Annotated in this window: 20 protein-coding genes; 7 read left to right on the forward strand and 13 right to left on the reverse strand. The window is 64.2% G+C overall.

Annotated features, from left to right (window positions below):
* Positions 1 to 3 precede the first annotated feature (3 nt).
* Positions 4 to 2193: a TonB-dependent siderophore receptor gene (locus tag AWH62_RS02055; RefSeq protein ID WP_075188777.1), complete on the forward strand. Its 2190-nt coding sequence runs from the start codon at positions 4 to 6 to the stop codon at positions 2191 to 2193.
* On the opposite strand, the gene AWH62_RS02060 is transcribed toward AWH62_RS02055, so the two are convergent.
* Complete coding sequence (locus AWH62_RS02060; protein ID WP_075188778.1) at positions 2190 to 3563, reverse strand: cytochrome P450; 1374 nt, start codon at positions 3561 to 3563, stop codon at positions 2190 to 2192. The genes AWH62_RS02055 and AWH62_RS02060 overlap by 4 nt on opposite strands.
* A gap of 111 nt (positions 3564 to 3674) precedes the next feature.
* On the opposite strand from AWH62_RS02060, the gene AWH62_RS02065 reads away from it, so the two are divergent.
* Entirely contained in the window at positions 3675 to 4436 is a 762-nt protein-coding gene (locus tag AWH62_RS02065; protein WP_075188779.1) for a hypothetical protein, read from the forward strand.
* Between the two features lie 9 nt (positions 4437 to 4445).
* Here the strand turns inward: AWH62_RS02065 and AWH62_RS02070 are convergent, their stop codons facing one another.
* Positions 4446 to 5072: a helix-turn-helix transcriptional regulator gene (locus AWH62_RS02070; RefSeq protein ID WP_075188780.1), complete on the reverse strand. Its 627-nt coding sequence runs from the start codon at positions 5070 to 5072 to the stop codon at positions 4446 to 4448.
* A gap of 90 nt (positions 5073 to 5162) precedes the next feature.
* Between AWH62_RS02070 and AWH62_RS02075 the strand changes: the two genes are divergently transcribed.
* From AWH62_RS02075 to AWH62_RS02095, 5 genes are all read left to right on the forward strand, one after another.
* Positions 5163 to 6131, forward strand: a complete 969-nt coding sequence (locus AWH62_RS02075; protein WP_075188781.1) for an IS1595 family transposase — start codon at positions 5163 to 5165, stop codon at positions 6129 to 6131.
* A 99-nt stretch (positions 6132 to 6230) separates the two neighbouring features.
* On the forward strand, positions 6231 to 6443 hold the full coding sequence (locus AWH62_RS02080) for a hypothetical protein (protein ID WP_143742867.1): 213 nt from the start codon (positions 6231 to 6233) through the stop codon (positions 6441 to 6443).
* 207 nt (positions 6444 to 6650) lie between these two features.
* Entirely contained in the window at positions 6651 to 7286 is a 636-nt protein-coding gene (locus tag AWH62_RS02085) for a hypothetical protein (RefSeq protein ID WP_158025536.1), read from the forward strand.
* Positions 7287 to 7531: 245 nt separating this feature from the next.
* Positions 7532 to 7888 (forward strand): DUF952 domain-containing protein, encoded by a 357-nt coding sequence (locus tag AWH62_RS02090; protein WP_075188784.1) that lies wholly within the window; start codon positions 7532 to 7534, stop codon positions 7886 to 7888.
* Positions 7888 to 8919 (forward strand): quinone-dependent dihydroorotate dehydrogenase, encoded by a 1032-nt coding sequence (locus AWH62_RS02095; protein ID WP_143742868.1) that lies wholly within the window; start codon positions 7888 to 7890, stop codon positions 8917 to 8919. Before AWH62_RS02090 ends, AWH62_RS02095 begins: the two co-directional genes overlap by 1 nt.
* Here the strand turns inward: AWH62_RS02095 and AWH62_RS02100 are convergent.
* The 11 genes from AWH62_RS02100 to AWH62_RS02150 all read right to left on the reverse strand — a co-directional run bounded on the left by AWH62_RS02100 (position 8871) and on the right by AWH62_RS02150 (position 16692).
* Positions 8871 to 10238, reverse strand: a complete 1368-nt coding sequence (locus AWH62_RS02100) for an MATE family efflux transporter (protein ID WP_075188786.1) — start codon at positions 10236 to 10238, stop codon at positions 8871 to 8873. The genes AWH62_RS02095 and AWH62_RS02100 overlap by 49 nt on opposite strands.
* Before the next feature lie 46 nt (positions 10239 to 10284).
* On the reverse strand, positions 10285 to 10629 hold the full coding sequence (locus AWH62_RS02105; RefSeq protein ID WP_075188787.1) for a UrcA family protein: 345 nt from the start codon (positions 10627 to 10629) through the stop codon (positions 10285 to 10287).
* 137 nt (positions 10630 to 10766) lie between these two features.
* On the reverse strand, positions 10767 to 11135 hold the full coding sequence (locus AWH62_RS02110; RefSeq protein ID WP_075188788.1) for a thiol-disulfide oxidoreductase DCC family protein: 369 nt from the start codon (positions 11133 to 11135) through the stop codon (positions 10767 to 10769).
* Between the two features lie 96 nt (positions 11136 to 11231).
* Positions 11232 to 11555 carry a UrcA family protein gene (locus AWH62_RS02115; protein ID WP_075188789.1) on the reverse strand — a complete coding sequence of 108 codons (324 nt, stop codon included), beginning with the start codon at positions 11553 to 11555 and terminating at the stop codon, positions 11232 to 11234.
* Positions 11556 to 11766: 211 nt separating this feature from the next.
* Complete coding sequence (locus tag AWH62_RS02120) at positions 11767 to 12192, reverse strand: PaaI family thioesterase (protein ID WP_075188790.1); 426 nt, start codon at positions 12190 to 12192, stop codon at positions 11767 to 11769.
* Positions 12189 to 12677 carry a PaaI family thioesterase gene (locus tag AWH62_RS02125; protein WP_075188791.1) on the reverse strand — a complete coding sequence of 163 codons (489 nt, stop codon included), beginning with the start codon at positions 12675 to 12677 and terminating at the stop codon, positions 12189 to 12191. Before AWH62_RS02125 ends, AWH62_RS02120 begins: the two co-directional genes overlap by 4 nt.
* A gap of 60 nt (positions 12678 to 12737) precedes the next feature.
* The gene (locus AWH62_RS02130) at positions 12738 to 13571 is read right to left on the reverse strand and encodes a response regulator (RefSeq protein WP_075188792.1); all 834 of its coding nucleotides are present in this window, start codon (positions 13569 to 13571) and stop codon (positions 12738 to 12740) included.
* Positions 13572 to 13645: 74 nt separating this feature from the next.
* Positions 13646 to 13966, reverse strand: coding sequence for a DUF6460 domain-containing protein (locus AWH62_RS02135; RefSeq protein WP_075188793.1), 321 nt, complete (start codon positions 13964 to 13966; stop codon positions 13646 to 13648).
* Between the two features lie 60 nt (positions 13967 to 14026).
* On the reverse strand, positions 14027 to 14857 hold the full coding sequence (locus tag AWH62_RS02140; RefSeq protein ID WP_083634918.1) for a mechanosensitive ion channel family protein: 831 nt from the start codon (positions 14855 to 14857) through the stop codon (positions 14027 to 14029).
* Positions 14858 to 14931: 74 nt separating this feature from the next.
* The gene (locus AWH62_RS02145; RefSeq protein WP_075188794.1) at positions 14932 to 15663 is read right to left on the reverse strand and encodes a hypothetical protein; all 732 of its coding nucleotides are present in this window, start codon (positions 15661 to 15663) and stop codon (positions 14932 to 14934) included.
* A gap of 81 nt (positions 15664 to 15744) precedes the next feature.
* The gene (locus AWH62_RS02150) at positions 15745 to 16692 is read right to left on the reverse strand and encodes a hypothetical protein (protein ID WP_143742869.1); all 948 of its coding nucleotides are present in this window, start codon (positions 16690 to 16692) and stop codon (positions 15745 to 15747) included.
* Between the last annotated feature and the right edge of the window lie 60 nt (positions 16693 to 16752).

Here is a 16752-nt window from a genome sequence, read left to right on the forward strand (position 1 = left end):
CGGGTGGTGACGCAACAGAACTGGCACAAGCTTCCGGTCGCAGCCGGACTGATCCTGGCTGGGCTGTCGAGCGTACCGGCCCTGGCAGACGGCGCCGATGTTGAACCCGCCGCAGCGGCAGAAACCGGGGTTGCCGTCTACACGCCGGCCTCCTTCCGCGAATATCTGCCGCGCAACGCCCTGGACATGGTTTGGCAATTGCCCGGCTTCAGCCTCAATGGTGGCGACAATGTCCGCGGCCTGTCCGGCGCGCAGGGCAATGTCCTGATTGACGGTCGCCGGCCACCCCGCGGTGGCGGCTCGGTTGAAAGCCGCGTTCGCGCCATCCGGGTCGGGGACGTGGTGCGGCTGGAATTGATCGATGCCGGCGCCCGCGATGTCGATATGCAGGGCTATCCCGTCCTGCTCAATATCGTGACAACCCAGCGCAGCGCCGCTCGCACCGATGGTCGGATCGAGCTGGAGCAGCGCGGCAATGGCGGTGAACGCAATAGTGGTGAGCTGGTGGCCTCGCTGAGTGGTGGGCGTCTCGAACTGGAAGCGCGCATTGATGGGCTGGACGAGAGCCGCATCGACTTCGCTGAAGTGCGGGCGTCGACGGCCGACGAACCCTTCGCACGAGCCTCGGTTGACGAGTTGACGACACGGACGCGGCGCAACTGGCAGGCGATGGCCCGGTTCGAACTGGACGAGGCGAATGAGTTTGAATTCACCCTGTCCACCGAGCGCCGGGAAGACACGGGTGAGCCCACCACCGAGGCGCAGGCCGCGGGTGGGTTGATCGAAACAGGGGAGTCGTCTTCGGTCGCCCGTTTCGGTTCGGCGCGCTGGCGCCATATCCTCACCCGGCGATTGCAGATGATCGGGCTGGTGACGCGACGTCAGGGCGAAACGGTCGCCAGTGACAGCCTGTTCTCTGGCGGGTCACGCAGCCGTTCCGCCTCGCTGCGCGAAACAAGTGAGACCGCGGCCCGGGCTGATCTGCGCTGGCGGCCAATCGATAGGCTGACCGCCGAGACGGGCGTCACCTGGGCCAGCAATACGCTTGAAGGGGCCTCCTCGGCGTCGATTGACGGGGTCGAGCAGGCGATTGATGGCGCCGATGCGCGGGTCGAGGAGACTCGGTCGGCGGTATTGGCGTCTGCGACCTGGACACCATCCTCGACGGTTACAGCCACGGTTGGCGGTCGCGTCGAGCAATTCTCGCTGGAAAGTTCGAACCAGGGTGGTGCTTCGCTCAGCCTGACCGATATCGCACCGCGGGCCGATCTCAACTGGACCCTGCTGGAAGCCTGGACGCTGCGCCTGAGCACGGAACGTGAGGTCGGTCAGCTCAATCTCGACCAATTCCTCGCCTCGACGGATCTGGACAACGCCCTCAACACGGCGGGCGCCTCGACGCTGGAACCGCAACGCGACTGGGTCCATCGCGTCACGCTGGAGCGCCGTTTCGGCGAACGCGACCTGTTGCGTCTCGAGGCGGCCGCTCGGCGCACGGACAATCCGGTCGCCAATGTCCTGGATGGCGATGGCAGCGTTCGCCCGGCCAATGTCGGACCGGAGAGCATTGATCAGCTGACCGCCGAGTTCGAGTTCGATCTCACGCGGTTCGGCCTGGATGGGTTGAGTGTCGAGGGCATGGCGACGCGGCGCTGGTCGGACCGCCTGGATCCCTTGCAGGGCTTTGCCCGCACCACGTCGGGCCATCGCGATCATCACGTCCGTCTTGGCTTGCGTCAGGAATGGTCCGACGGGCGCTATGTCGTGGCCGCCAAAGTCGAGGACAAGGCTCCGGCCATGCATTACTGGCTGACGGAAATTCGCAAGGAGGCCAATGGTCTCAGTGTCGAGCTGGATGGCGAGTGGCGACACGCGCCGGGCTGGCGGTCCGGCATTGCCACGCGCTGGCGCGGTGATCGCGAAGACAGGATTTACGTGTTCGACGGGGTCCGCCAGTCGGGCAATGCACCGATCCTCGTCAACACGCTGGACCGTGCCGAAGGCATACATGCCGACATCTGGTCAGAATGGGAAATTCGCCGCGCCGCCTATCTGCGCCTGTCCCTGCGCACCGGTCGTGACCGAGCCGGCGTCAGCCGTGTCGAAACGCTCGACGGGGTGGCACTCGATCAGCTCAGTCGCGACTCGCAATCGGTGCCATCGGTGAATGTACGCCTGCGCTTCCAGCGCTAGCGCGGCTGGACAGTCATCGGCATGCCGGTGTCCGGCTGCAGTGTGATGCGCATCACCGGCACCGGGTCGCGCTCGCCGGCGAAGTCGAGACGCAGGCGCTTGGACAGGCATGCCATTACGATCACCATCTCCATCATCGCAAAACGGGCACCGATACACACGCGAGGCCCCAGCCCGAAGGGCAGGTAGGCATCGCGCGGAATGGCGGCGGCGGCCTCGCCAAGGAAGCGGTCGGGACGGAATTCGTCCGGCTGTTGCCAGATGTCGCGCTGGCGATGCAGGAGCCAGGTCGAGACCAGTATGTCGGTGCCGGCGGGCACCGGCAGACCGGCCACCAGGCTCCAGGCTTTCGAGGTCCGCGTCAGCATCGGCGCCGGCGGGTAGAGGCGCAGGCTCTCCTTCAACACGGCCTCGGTGAAGGGCAGCAGGCCCGACCAGGCGGCGGGGTCGGTATCGGCCAGCGGTGCGGCGTCGATTTCGGCTTCGACCCGGTCGCGGGTCTTGGTGTCGCGTGACAGGAGGTAAAGCGTCCAGGCGAGGCTGCGTGCGGTGGTCTCGTGGCCGGCGGCGAGGAAGGTCAGGAGATTGTCAATGACGGCAGTATCGTCCAGCCCGGCGCCCAGCAGCAGGTCGAGGAAGTCGGGTGTACGACCGGCAGCCTCTGGCGAGGGGGCGGCGCGGCGGGCGGCGGCGACGGCGCCGACCTGATCGCGCAAGTCACGGATCACCTGGCGCGACTTGCCCTGGCCGATGCGCGGAAGCCAGCCGGGCAGGTGCATCAGGTCGAACGGGTGCGGGAGACCGGAGATTTCCAGGAGATCACAGATGCCGCGGGTGAAGCGCGCCTTGTCGAGGGCTTCGTCGCCGGAAAACAGTGTTTCCATCAGCACGTCCAGCGTCAGCTCGACCATCAGGTCCGAGACGCTGATCGTCTCACCGGCCTTGTCTACCAGTCGCGTCGCGGCGGACTCGCACACGTCGCGGATTAGCGGCGCGAACCCGTTTACCTTGCGTGGCGTGAAGACCGGCGAAACGGCCTTGCGGGCGGTCTTCCAGACATCGCCCTCTGCGGTCAGCAAACCATCCCGCAGGAAGGGACGCAGCACCGCCTGTCGTAGCGGGTTCATGATGAAATTGCCGGCGTCGGAGACGAAGCATTGGTGGATGGCTGCCGGATCGTTGAGCAGCAGGTTGGAGCGGCCGAGAAAGCGAAAGGGCGCCAGCCGGATCGAGAAATGATGCTCGCCCCAGACTTCCAGGGGATTGCGCTGCATCGCCTGGAAATAGGTCCAGTAGTCGGACAGCTTCAATTTGCCGACGCCGCTATAATTGGCATAGGGCGGTTTGGGCGGCGCGAAGGCGAGGGTCATGCGGGCTTCCTTGTGACGTCACGAAACTAGCCCGATTTGCGCCTTACGCCAGCGCGCGAAAAGTCGCGGTCGCGGCTTGCGCCGTCGTCCGACTGATCTAGAGTTTCCGGCATGGTCCGGACCTTCGCGCTTCTCTCATTCCTGTTTCTCGCTGCGCCGGCCCAGGCCGACCGCGCTGCTGCCGCGGCGGCCTATCAACAAGGCGATTGGGAATTGGCGGCATATGAGGCGCAGCGGCTGGAAACAGCCGACGGGTACGCCTTCGCAGCGGGCGCCTTGCTGGCCAGATTGATGGTCGAGGATGTCGGCGCCGATCGGGAAGCGCTGGCCGAGCGGGCGATTGATCTCGCGGAATATGCCCTGCGGCTGGACGAGGATCATGTCGAAGCGCGCGTCAGCCTTGCCGGCGCACTCGGTTTTCGTGGCCGTTACATGAGTGGCTGGCGGGCCTATCTCACCCGGGTTCCACAGCGCGGTCGCAATCTTCTTGAAGACGTCGTGGCCCGGCAGCCCGACAATGCCCGGGCACTGGGCATGCTGGGGGCCTGGCATCTGGAAGTCGCCCGCCGTGGCGGATCGCGAGGTCTGCGGGTGCTCGACGCCTCGGTCGAGGCTGGCATGGGATATTATTCGCAAGCCATCGCGCTGGATCCGGCCAGTCCGGCACCGCGCTATTTTGCGGCGCTCGGCCTGGCGGCGCTGGATGAGCCGGCCTACCGGGTCCGTATCCGTGAACTGGTCGAGACCGGTCGCCAATTGCAGCCGCGTGATTCCTTCGAGGCGGCCATTCTCGGTGAGCTGGGCGAGTTCGCGGCCCGATTGGACGATCACCGCCTCGTCTCGGCCTGGGCCGATGCGCGTCTGCAACGGTAGGATCTGCCGTTACTGGCTGACCCAGATGATGCGCGCCATCCAGGCGATTTGCGACAAGGGCAGGTTTATGCCGGGGCACAGCGGGTCGAGGGGCGCCAGCCGCACGCCCTGCACGGTCTTCTCCGCCAATGTCCAGGCCGCACGCGTGCCGTCGCGGCGCTGGATGATGACGCGGTCGCCGACCCGTGTCGGCGCCTCGTGCGACACGACCAGTCGATCGCCGGGACGGTAGACAGGCCGCATCGTGTCGTCCTGTACGGTCAGGGCGTAGGCGTCGCCGGGCGCCAGGCCGGGGAAGGGAATGGCCTCCCAATCAGGGCCGACCGGGTGACCCGTGGCGTCAAACGGGTTGCCGGCTTCGCTGTCCGCGAGGGCGCGTGAAAGCAGGGCGCCGCCGCGCGGTTGGCCCGAGATCAGGGCGGCGAAATCATCGAAATCCAGATTGGCGGCCGCCAGCGCCTTGGCGATGCTCTCGGTGGAGGGCCAGCGCGGCTTCTTGCCGTCGGATGATACCCGTTTGGACGGGTTGAACGTGGTCGAATCCAGCCCCGCACGTCGGGCCAGACCGGACGGGCTGGTCTGTGCGTGCCGGGCCAGGCGGTCGATCCCGCGCCAGATGTCCTCATGGGTGAGCATGGGCGCGGAACGCTATAGGAAAATTGTGGCGATTATATACTTGACTGAACATATCCGTTGTGATGTTATGGGCTTCAAGGAGTTAGACCCATGTGCAACTTGACCGACCCCATCTTTCACAACGAAGACGCAGCCCGCAACCATCTTGAGGCCATCCGCTGGCCTGAAGGCGCCGTTTGCCCGTTCTGCGGTGAGCGGGAGACGGTCAAGGCGCTGGGTGGCAAGTCGATGGGTCGAGGTTGGTATCACTGCGGCGATTGCCGCAAGAAGTTCACTGTCCGTGTTGGCACCGTCTATGAGCGCTCCAAGGTCGCCCTGCACAAGTGGCTGCTGGCGACACAGCTCATGGCGTCTTCCAAGAAGGGCATCAGCGCCCATCAGATCCACCGCACGATAGGCGTCACCTACAAGACGGCTTGGTTCATGTGCCACCGTATCCGTGAAGCCATGCGCGACGATCTGCCGAAAGGCTCCGGCGGCATGGGCGGCGAAGGCAAGACCGTAGAAGCCGACGAAACCTATTTCGGTAAGGTGTCCAATCCTCGCACCGTGCGTGCTGATGGCACGCCCTACCTCAAGGGCGGTGGCGGGCCGGCCAACAAGCGCGCCGTGGTCGCTCTTGTCGAGCGTGGCGGCAATGTCCGCTCATTCCACGTCCAAAAGGCCAACCGCAACACGGTGGCGACGATCCTGTTCGAGAACGTCACCCGCGAAACCAAGCTCTACACCGACGAAAGCCGTCTCTACACGGTTCTGGGCAAGCAGTACGCCACCCATGAAACGGTGCGCCACTCAGCTGACGAATACGTTCGCGGCGAGGTCCACACCAACACCATTGAAGGCGTGTTCTCGATCTTCAAGCGCGGCATGCGTGGCATCTACCAGCACTGCAAAGAGAAGCATCTGCACCGCTATCTGGCGGAGTTCGACTTCCGCTACAACAATCGCCAAGCTCAAGGCGTGAGCGATGTCGAGCGCCGCGATAACATTCTGCGCGGCGCCGAGGGCAAGCGTCTCACCTATCGGCGGACTGCTCAATTCCACGCTGCCGCCGCTTGAGGGCGCACGCTTCCTAGACTGGCCGCACCGCCCGACGCGTGAGCATTCCCGAAAGATCGACTCAGGGTAGTGTCGGCGCTCCAACACAAGGAGGCCGAAATGGCGATTTTAGTAAAGAGCGTTGAAATCGGTCGGGCAGAGGAAACCGGTGAGGATTTTGACATTGCTGAAGTGTCGCTTCTTGCATCAACAGAGTTCGGGGCTTTCCGTTTTGATGTTCAAGTCGCTCTAAACACGGGCATTGATGCGGCCGTTGACGAAGCGCGAGAACGCCTTCGAAATGTGTGCCGTCAGATCGCACAAGAGGGATAAGGCTCCGCCCCCGCACAACCCCGTCTACGTCAATATGTATGCGGCTAGACAGCGCGGAATTCATCGCCGATCTCCATGAAAAAACCCGCCTATTTGGCGGGCCTCTTTTCTTGTTTCTTGCCGTCATTGTGCGGCTGCGGGGGCGTCTCTAGCATACGCTTTAAGATTTCATCGCGTCGCTGTTCGTCAGTTTTTTGAGGCTTCGTCATGACACCGACTTTCGAGACTAAAAGTATACGCCCTGGAGACCGACTTTTTGAACCCATGAAGCATCTTGCAACCCTCGTCGCCAGCGTTGGAATTGCAGCGCAATACTATGCGGACGGTCGGGTCACGGTAAACCCTGGCGATTATCTCGCCGTCGTATCAAACCGATTTCCCATGCAGTTGCGCGTTCCAATGAGCGGGCCGGTTGAGGCCGCGCTCATGGAAATTCCCATCTCGCGAATAGACCTAGCGATCGAAGCCAGCACCCCAGCACCAACCTACAAAATCTGGACGTCAGGATATCAGTCGCTGGTCCGCCACCTGATCGCACCCCTGTTTGTAGACTTTTACGAGCAACATCTGCCTTGGATAGAGGCCAATCTTGGCGGTCGCGACGGCTCGAAATGGCCAGCAGTGTTAGACTTTGCACGGGTAATTCGAAATGCTTGCTCTCACGGCGGAAAGCTTACGTTCAAAAATTCTACTAGCCGGTCGGTTAACTGGCGTGGCATCACCTACTCTCCAGCAGATCATGACAAGCTAGTTGTTTGTGCAGACCTTTCCTTGGCTGACATCATCGCGCTTGTGTTTGATATCAGCGACGAACTAGACGCACGCGGATGCCCGCAGACGTGAGCACAGACGATATTACCTCCCACACCAAATCCGCCGCGTGCGCTTCATCCAGTAGATCAGTAAATTGCACGTCTCGCTGAAAAGCCCCCGCCCCCGCCTCGATCATTTCCGACGTGACTTCGATTTCTGGTAGGGTGTCTTTTTCGGGAGGTATTGGCTGTTCACTCATGTATATAGTCGCCAAAATTGTCCCATGCGCGAGTCGTGTGCTTGCCCGAATCCGCCCTCGGGGCTAGTCCCTCCCCATGACCATTAAAACCGCATATCGACTGGCCACGATCGAAGGCTGGTCCGACGTCATGGCCGCGGGCCGTTTCACCGGTGATCCGCACGACATCGCCGACGGTTTCATCCACCTGTCCGCTGCCGATCAGGTCGAAGGAACGTTGATCAAGCATTATGACAGCCATGAGCGGCTGTTATTGGTCGAGATCGATCTGGAACCGCTGGGCGATGCCGTGAAGTGGGAAAAGTCCCGCGGCGGCGCCCTCTTTCCCCATGTCTATGGCGAGATCCCGACGGCGGTCGTGCGCGGCATGCGCCATGTCCGGCGCAATGAGGAGGGTGACTGGATTCTGCCCGCCGATCTGGAGAGCCGCTGATGATTCACGACCTCGCCACCCGCCTGCTGCACGGATTCGAGCCGGAGACCTCGCATCGGCTGGGCCTGCTCGGCCTGAAAGCCGGCCTTGGGCCACGCCAATTGCGTCGCGATCCGGCGATCCTGAAGACCTCGCTGACTGGCCTCGATCTGCCCAATCCGGTCGGTCTGGCTGCCGGTTTCGACAAGAATGCCGAAGCGCCCGACGCCCTGCTGGCAGCCGGTTTCGGTTTTGTCGAATGCGGCGCCGTGACGCCGCGCGCCCAGGATGGCAAGCCGAAGCCGCGCATTTTCCGACTGGCCGAGGACCGCGCCGTCATCAACCGCATGGGCTTTCCCAATCAGGGTCTCGACCTGTTCCGGGCGCGGTTGCAGCGACGGACTGGTCGCAGCGGCGTGGTCGGCGTCAATCTTGGTGCCAATCTGGACAGTGAGGACCGGGTCGCCGACTATGTCACCTGCCTGCGCGAGCTGCAGGATCTGGCGCAATTTTTCACCGTCAATGTCTCTTCGCCCAACACGCCCGGCCTGCGCACACTGCAATCTTCCGGCGCGTTGGATGATCTCCTGTCGGCGGTGGCTGCGGTTGGTGCCAAGGCACCGGTCTTCCTGAAGATCGCGCCGGATATTGATGACGCCGAGGCCGATGTCATGGTCGCCGCGATTACCCGCCACAAGCTCGACGGGATCATCATCTCCAACACCAGCATCACCCGGCCGGAAAGTCTGGTCAGTGACAAGATGGGCGAGGGGGGCGGTCTGTCCGGCCCGCCGATCTTTGCCCGGTCGACCGAGCTGGTCCGGGTCTTCCGCAAGGCGGCCGGACCGGAGATGGCGATCATCGGCGTTGGTGGTGTGGCCTGTGCCGACACCGCCTATGCCAAGATCCGTGCCGGGGCGAATGCGATCCAGGTCTATACGGGGCTGGTCTATGAGGGGCCGGGTCTTGTCCAACGGATCAAGCGCGGCCTGGCGGAGCGGCTTCAGGTCGACGGGTTTGCGTCTGTCGCCGAGGCTGTCGGCGCCGAGTGAAGCCGGCGTTCCAACGCCGGATAGGCACTCATCAGCGCCCCGGCCCGGGCGATGTAGAAGATCAGGAAAGCGGCCCAGACTCCGTGGTTTGAAAAGGCCGGCGCCAGGATCGCATCGGCGGCCAGATAGACCGCGACCGCGGCCAGTCCGGCATTGCGCAGGATCTTGCCGCTGGTCGTGCCGATGAAAATACCGTCCATCAGCCAGGCCGGCGCGCCCAGCAGCGGTACGACGGCACACCAGGGCAGATAGGTGATGGCGGCGGCGCGGGCTTCGGGATCCTCGATCAGCGCCGTCAGGGCGGCGGGACCGAACAGCCAGGTGGCAAGGGCAAACAGGCCGCCGGCGATCAGCATGGGTTCGCCGGTGAGGCGCACCGAGCGCCGCAAATCGCTTACCGACCGCCGCCCGAAAGCGCGGCCCGCTTCGGTCTCGGCCACGAAGGCGAAGGCGTCCAGCACGAAGGCCCAGACCGAGATCACCTGCAGCAGGACGTGATTGCCTGCCAGCGCGGCGGTGCCCTGGCGCGCGCCGGCATTGGCAAACCAGGTAAAGCCGATCACCAGCGACCAGGTGCGGATCATCAGGTTCACATTGACCTGGAACAGCTCGCGGATGGCGGCCGCATCGAGCAGGCGGGCGCGGTCGAGAACACCGTCCGCCCAGCCTTTCTGGCGTCGCAGTGTGTCAGCCATGAAGGCCAGGCCGACCAGAAGGGCGACCCATTCGGCGATGGCCGTCGCGGCGCCAACGCCGCCTGGCCCATAACCAAGGCCCAGCACAAACCACAGATCGAGCCCGATATTGACCAGGCTGAAGACGACATAGATGGCCAGTGTCGCGGCGTTGCGCCCCAGCCCGATCAGCCAGCCGGACAGGGCAAAACATGCCAGGGCCGCCGGGGCGCCCCAGGCCCTTGCCACGAGATAGGTCGCGCCCTTGTCCTCGACGCGGGCCTCGCCCTGAAGGACCGCAAAGCCGGCCAGGGCGATCAGATCGCGCAGCGCGAAGATGAGGATGCCGAAGGCGGCGGCGATGGCGAGGGCGCGCAACAGGATGCGCTGGGTCTCGGCCCGGTCGCCGGCGCCATCGGCCTGGGCCGTCAGCCCGGTCGTCCCCATCCGCAGGAAGTAGAAGCTCCAGTAGAAGATCGCGAACAGGGCGCCGCCCAGGGCGACCCCGCCCAGATCCGCCTTGTCACCCGACAGGCCGAGCACAAATGTGTCGACGACCCCGGCAAGTGGTACGGCGGCGTTGGCGAAGACGAGGGGCCAGGCGCGCTTGATGACGTCGAGCCGGGTCAGGGACGGAACAGACATGTTCCGCACCTATCCCGGCCCGGCGAGGCAGGCAATAGCCGAACGGTCAGCCCTGGTCCGGCACTGATGCCGCGGCGACGGTCAGGGCCGTTGATCGTTGCGCCTCGAGTTGATCAATGGCCCGGGCATGCGCGTCCCGGATGCAGGCGTTGAGGGTGACGGGGCGTAGCAGATCACCCAGCAATTGCTCGCGGCAGACATCGCGGGCGGCGATTTCGACCCGTTCACGCAGGGCTTCGTAGCGGGCCGGGTCGATCAGGTCGGCCGCTTCGAACGGGATCTGGACCGCTGGGCCGGCAGGTGTTTGGGCGGTGGCGGTACCACCCGTTCCCGACAGCGCTGCGGTGAGGCCGGTCAGGCAGACGGCGAGGGTGAGCAGGGTATGTTTCATGGCTCTCTCCAGAATGGATGTCACGCGACATGCAAACATGCATGATGCAACGACCCCTATTTGGGTGGGGTTGTCCAAGAGTCCATGGCTGTGTTGTTGAGGTTTGTCTCTGGCGGCTATACAAAATTGTATGGATGTCAGATGCGACCGCCGCAGATACCGTCGCGGCAGACCTGACGGGGCCGGTAGGGGGCCAACCAGCGATAGAGGCGGTCGAGCGGGACGCGGATCCAGGCTGGCCGGGTCATCCAAGCCAGCCAGCCCCAGCCGGGCACACGTTCCCAGATTGCCAGGAATGCAATCCACCCGTCGACCACGACACCGTCGGGAAGGCGGACATGCAGGCTGGCAAGGGCGGCCTCGCGGTCGACATCGACGGGCAGCTCGCCGTTGCAATCATGCAGCTGGATGAGATCGGGGGCGCGTCTCGCATAGCCGGCCATTTCGTGTCGGCAGATCGGACACAAACCGTCGAAATAGGCAATTACGGCATTGGCGTTGGTCATGGCGTCACCGTGCCGCGAGCGCGCGCCACAGGCGAGATGTCACAAGGTCGCAGGCGGCCGCGCCAGCCCCGTGGCGGCCGCCTTGATTGCGAGCGTCTACTGGGCGGCGATGACGACAGCAACGGTGCGGCTGGTCGTATCGGCGTATTGGCGGTTGAGCTGCGACATGCCGTCGGTGAAGGCTTCGCGGAAGCAGGCTCGCCGGATGCGTTCGGCGACCAGGCCGCGCAGGCCGTGTTGGCGGCAGACACGATTCGCAGCGACGCGGATGCGGGTCTCGACATCGGCCCGACCGGCTTCGCTTTCGAGTTCATTCATATGAATGCGCACGATCTGGCTTGGCGGGGACTGATCGGTGGCGGCGGCGAGTGGGGTTGCGGTCAGGCTCATCGTGAGCGCGGCCAGGGACGTGATAAGCATGGGGCTGTCTCCTCAGGCGTGGCCGGTTACCCTCTGTGACCCGTCACCACGCCCACCAGATTGCGCGACGCCATGTCTCCGGGCCCTGACAGCGGGCCTAAACCTTTGAGAGAAAACAGTTAGAAACTGTCGGCATTGTAAGGTGCAGGTAAGTACCCGTCAGTCTTCTGCGACCAGTGACGGCGTGTGTGCGACGAACGACACCGCCCGGTCAGTCGGTCGCGGTGTCGTCTTGTCCCGGTGTAATCAGGAAATGACCGTGCAGGGTCGCAACCGGCGCATCAATGCGGTTTTGCCATGCTTCAACACGGACATTGGCGACGCGTCGTCCGGACCGGGCGACGACGGCGCGGGCATAGACGTCCTGGGCCCGGGCCGGGCGCAGATAGTCGATCGCCACATCAATCGGCTTGGGCAGGCGTTGCAGCGGCTGGCTGGCCAGCAGCGAGGCCGAGGCGACGATTTCCAGGAAGGCGCCGACGGCGCCGCCATGCAGGGCCGGGATCAGCGGATTGCCGACCAGGTGGTCCGCGAAGGGCAGCACGCCGGTCAGCTCATTGCCCTTGCGTTCCAGGCGGACACCGAAGCGGGCAACATAGGGGGCTGACATGAGGGTTTCGATCAGCACCTGGCTCATTCCATCCGCCCCTCGGTATAGGCCCGGCGGGCCCGTTCCTGGGCAAGCTTGGACGCCTTGGTGATCATGAAAGCGGCTTGGGCGATGGCGACCGGGTCATCCGGGTCGCCATCATGCGCCGTGGCCCGGACGAAGGCGACGAGGCCGTGCGATTTCAGGCAGCTGGCCTCGGCCGTGACATCAAGGCCGGGTTTCGCCGGACGCAGATAGTCGATCCGCAGGTCAAGTGTGGCCGGCGTGTCCTTGGCGCCGAAACCGGCAAAGGCCGCCATGCCGCAGGCATGATCAAGCAAGGCGGTGACCACGCCGCCATGCAGGGTTCCCGTATCCGGATCACCGATCAGGCTTTCGTCATAACGTGCGCCCATCACCGCCCGTCCCGGCGTCAACGCCTTGAGCGAGAGGCCGAGCGCGACGGCATGTGGTGACCCGTCCACGATGAGCGGGGCGATGGAATCGAGGCGGGACTGGATATCGTCGGTCATGGCGATCCTGCGGACTTGGACCGTCTTGATAGGACAGGCCGGGGTTTCCCGGAAGCGGCGTCAGCGGCGGCCCATGCGTTTGGCGACCACCTGCTCGAGGCCGGCAACGACCGGTTCGCGCAGTGGATTACCGTCCTCAGCCATGCGTACGAGTTGTGCCAGGGCAGCGCGGTGCATTTCGACAACCTCGGCCTCGACGGGTGTATAGTCGGTCACGGCCGTGATGAAGCGCTGCAATGAGCGCCCGACCCGGATCGCCATCCGGTCGCCGCTGAGCTGGGTCTCGTGGGCCAACGCCACCGCTGCCGCCCGGGCGGCGCCCATTGGTGTTGCCAGGCCAGCCTCGACATCGGCCGTGCGCTTGTGGGCCGGCCCGTGCGCCTTGCGTGGCCGACGCCGACGATCCGGCCCGGCAAAGCGGGCCGCGCTGATGAAGTCTCGTGGCTGTGTATCCAGCGCCTGCAGTCGGTTCTGCAGGGTGATCGGTGCGATCGGCGTGATCAGGAATTCCGAGACACCGACATCGCGGGCCCGTTCGACTTCCCGGCGCGAGCGTGGCTGGGAGATGAGAACAATCGGTGTGTGCCGGTAGGGCGCGTGTTCGGATTCGCGGATCGCGCGGACCAGTTTGAGGCGATCTTCGGTCGGGTCGTCATGATTGTGCCAGTCGGCGATGATGACGCTCGGCGTGCGTTCGGCAATCTGCATCAGGGCCGCATCGCCGCGCTTGGCGAGCATGACGTCGCCGGCGCCGGCATCGCGCAGCAGTCCGAGCAACATGTTGCGCAGGAACCCGTTCGACTCCAGCAGCAAGGGGGTCTCGCCGCAGCCGTTCGGGGCGACGGCGGCCAAGCTGGTGGCCGAGACCGGCAGGTTTCGCGCAAGGGTTGTCATGCCCAAGCTCTAGCAAACCTTCCTTGCCATTCGGCAAAGGAAGTTGGTTAACGAATCCGAAAAGTCGAAAAGATTCAGCTGCGTCGCAGGGCGCCGAGAACCCGGAACACGATCCAGATCGGGATGACCAGGATGGCGCCCAACAGGAAGTATTCGATCGCCCAGCCCACCGAATGGGTGAGAAAGTCGATGAAACGCCCCCAAGATTCGGCGATCGTGCCGAAGAAGTCGACCCACAGCCGCCGCGGATTGACGTGGAAGGCGGCCAGTACGAAGCCCGCAAGCACGCACAGCACCACGACCCGGATGATGTCGGTCGACCCGACCCGGATCAGCCGTTGGACGAATGTGGTGCGGTTTGACCGGCTATCGGTCTCTGTCTCTCGGTCTGTCATGTGCCCAGCTTACCCCCAAATGCGGCGCAATCGGGGCCGCAACCCCGACCGCGGACCGATTCAGCCCTTGCGGGCGATATTGACGCGATGCGGATAGGGAATGGAGATGCCGTTCTTGTCGAAAGCCTCTTTCACATTCTTCATCGCATCGAAGTGGACGCCCCAATAGTCGCTGGTATTGCACCAGGCGCGGGCGACGATATCGACCGAGCTTTCGCCATGCGCGGTGACCGCGGTAAAGACAGCCGGGTCGACATGAACCCGTTCGTCGGCAGAAATCGTGTCCGTGATGACCTGCATCGCCTTGCCGATATCGTCGCCATAATCGATCGAGAAGGTCAGATCGACGCGGCGGGTCGGATTGGCCGAGTAATTGGTGATCGTATCACCCCAGGACTTGGAGTTGGGGATGATGATCTTCTTGTTGTCGCCGGTCGACAACACGGTGGTGAAAAGCGTGATTTCGGTTACTGCGCCCGACGTGCCCGCCAACTCGACCCAGTCGCCCAGGCGATAGGGGCGGAACAGGATCAGCATGACGCCCGCAGCCAGGTTCGACAGCGTGCCCTGCAGCGCCAGGCCGATGGCCAGCGAGGCGGCACCCAGCGTGGCCACGAAGCTGGTGGTGGGAATACCGAACGTGCCGAGCATCGCGATGACGACCATCGCCATGATGCCGTAATAGGCCAGCGAGCCAAAGAAGCTGCCGAGCGTATTGTCCATGCGCTCGTTCTTGTGGACCGCATTCTTGATCGCCTTGCGTACCGAGCCAGCGACCACCAGGCCGATAATGAGGATGATGGCGGCCAGGACCACATTCGTGCTGGCGGCAATCCCGGTCTCGATCAGCGTTGCGAGTGTTTCCGGATTCATAAGGTCTTCGGGATTCATGCGGGGCCCCCTTGGCATTTGGTTCTGAAACGCTCCCTAGCACCCTTCTTCCGGGAAGGGAAAGCACCATTCGGTCAATCGTCGCGGTGCTCGCCGGCATTTGGCTGCGCGTCGCGCACGATGTTGATTTTCTGCCAGATCTTGGCCGACATGTTCGATGTCAGGCTTTCGATGTCATTGACGGCCGCGATCACGACCGGATCGCGTGAGCTCTGGGCATAGAGGGCGGCGATCTTGCCGGCCAGGCTCAGCGCTTCGGCGCAGTAGTCGAGATAACGACCAAGCTCGAACTCGCTCATCGCCCGATCCGGCGACGCAGCTGTGCGAGGCCCCAGCCGCAGCAGGGCCGTCGGGTCCTTGGTCAGCTGGTGCATGTCAATGACGTGGGCGATTGAGCGCAATTCGTGCAGGTCATCCAGGGCAAGCGAGCGCTTCAGGCGTTCCTCGACGCGGGTCAGTGTGAAAATCGCGACGGCGGCGAGGATGACGATATTGAGGCCGGCCTCGACCCCCTCGAATACCGTAAAGACATCCGCGCTGGCCCCGCTTTCCTGCGCCCAGTTGAAGACCCGTTCGCCGACAAAGACGAGCCCGGTCAGGGCCAGCAATACGGCGAGCAGTGTGCCGCCGCGTAGCAGGAGATAGGGGCGGGACAGGCGCTGGCTGCGCCGGCGATCGCGTTTGGCGAGGCCGATAAGCTCGTCGATGACATTGTTCAGGCTGGCAGACGCGAACCGGTCGCGGCAGCGGGCGGCCAATCGCTCCAGTGTTGCCACGATGTGATCGGAACTGAGTTGGCTGAACACGGCACTTCCCCCGACGCCACCTTCGCGTGCGAAGGCCAGAACCCGTTTTTAACGTGGTCTGGCGCCGGCTGTCACGCCGGTTCAGCTCGCAGCTGCAACGGCCGCCGTGGAACCGGCGACTGCGGCGATCACTGCGGCTTGGGCGGCCAGGATGGCGGCCAAGTCGCGGGCCGCCGCGTGCGGTTGGCTGGTTCCGGTTTGGGCTTGGGCGAGGCGCATGGCCAGACGCGCAGCGACCTGTCCCGATGGCCGCGGCCGGAGCGCCCGCACGGCTTCGAAACTGGAGACCAGGCGGTCGGCGGTCTCGGCGCCACGGCCTCGCGCGGCAAGGATGGCCAAGCCGGTCTTGCCGACGCCATTGCGCAGCACGATGCGGCCGCGAACCGCTGTGTTGAGACTGGTCCAGGCCGCGGCAATCTCGCCGTGATCGATTGGGCCGAGGCAGATCTCCTGTGCCGCGCCTTCCACGTGATGGCCGGGAACACCGGCGGCGCGCAGGGCTTGGCGAGCCTTGTCGAGCTTGGCGCGCGCACAGTCCGGAGTCTCGCCCATGGCGGCAAAGGTGGCCGCGAGAACATCCTCGCGCGCCGGCACACGACGCCACCAGGGCAGCGAGATTTCGTCAAGTATGTCAAAGAAGGTGTCGACCTGGCCGATCTCGCCGCCGGCCACGGCCAGAGCGAGTGCGGCGCAGGAGCCACCATGGCTGAGCACGCGGCTGCCACGCTCGCGCCGCCGCGTATTGATCGCTTCGCGGATGGCGAAGAATTGGTCGGCGTTGCGGTTGGACGAGGCGAGGGCGGCGGAGAAGACCAGTCGCATGGCCCGCCCCGGCGAACGCCAGGTGCCAAGGCCCTCATTCATCCGGTCGCGAATGGTGAGGGTCCGCGCGACAAGCGCCTCGGGGGCTTCGGTCGCCGAGATGCAGGCCAGCGCCGAGAAGCGGCCATACAGGCGCTCGCCCTTGCTGGCACGCTCACAGAACGCGGCATCAAGCCGTTGAAACCGTTCGATGACGGCGTTGACCATGACCCAATTTCCCTCGCTAATGGCAAACTCGCCTGTCACCATGGCGAAATCGGGGCAAAT

Origin of the sequence: Maricaulis sp. W15, assembly GCF_001924955.1 — a bacterium.
Classification (GTDB): Bacteria; Pseudomonadota; Alphaproteobacteria; order Caulobacterales; family Maricaulaceae; genus Maricaulis; species Maricaulis maris.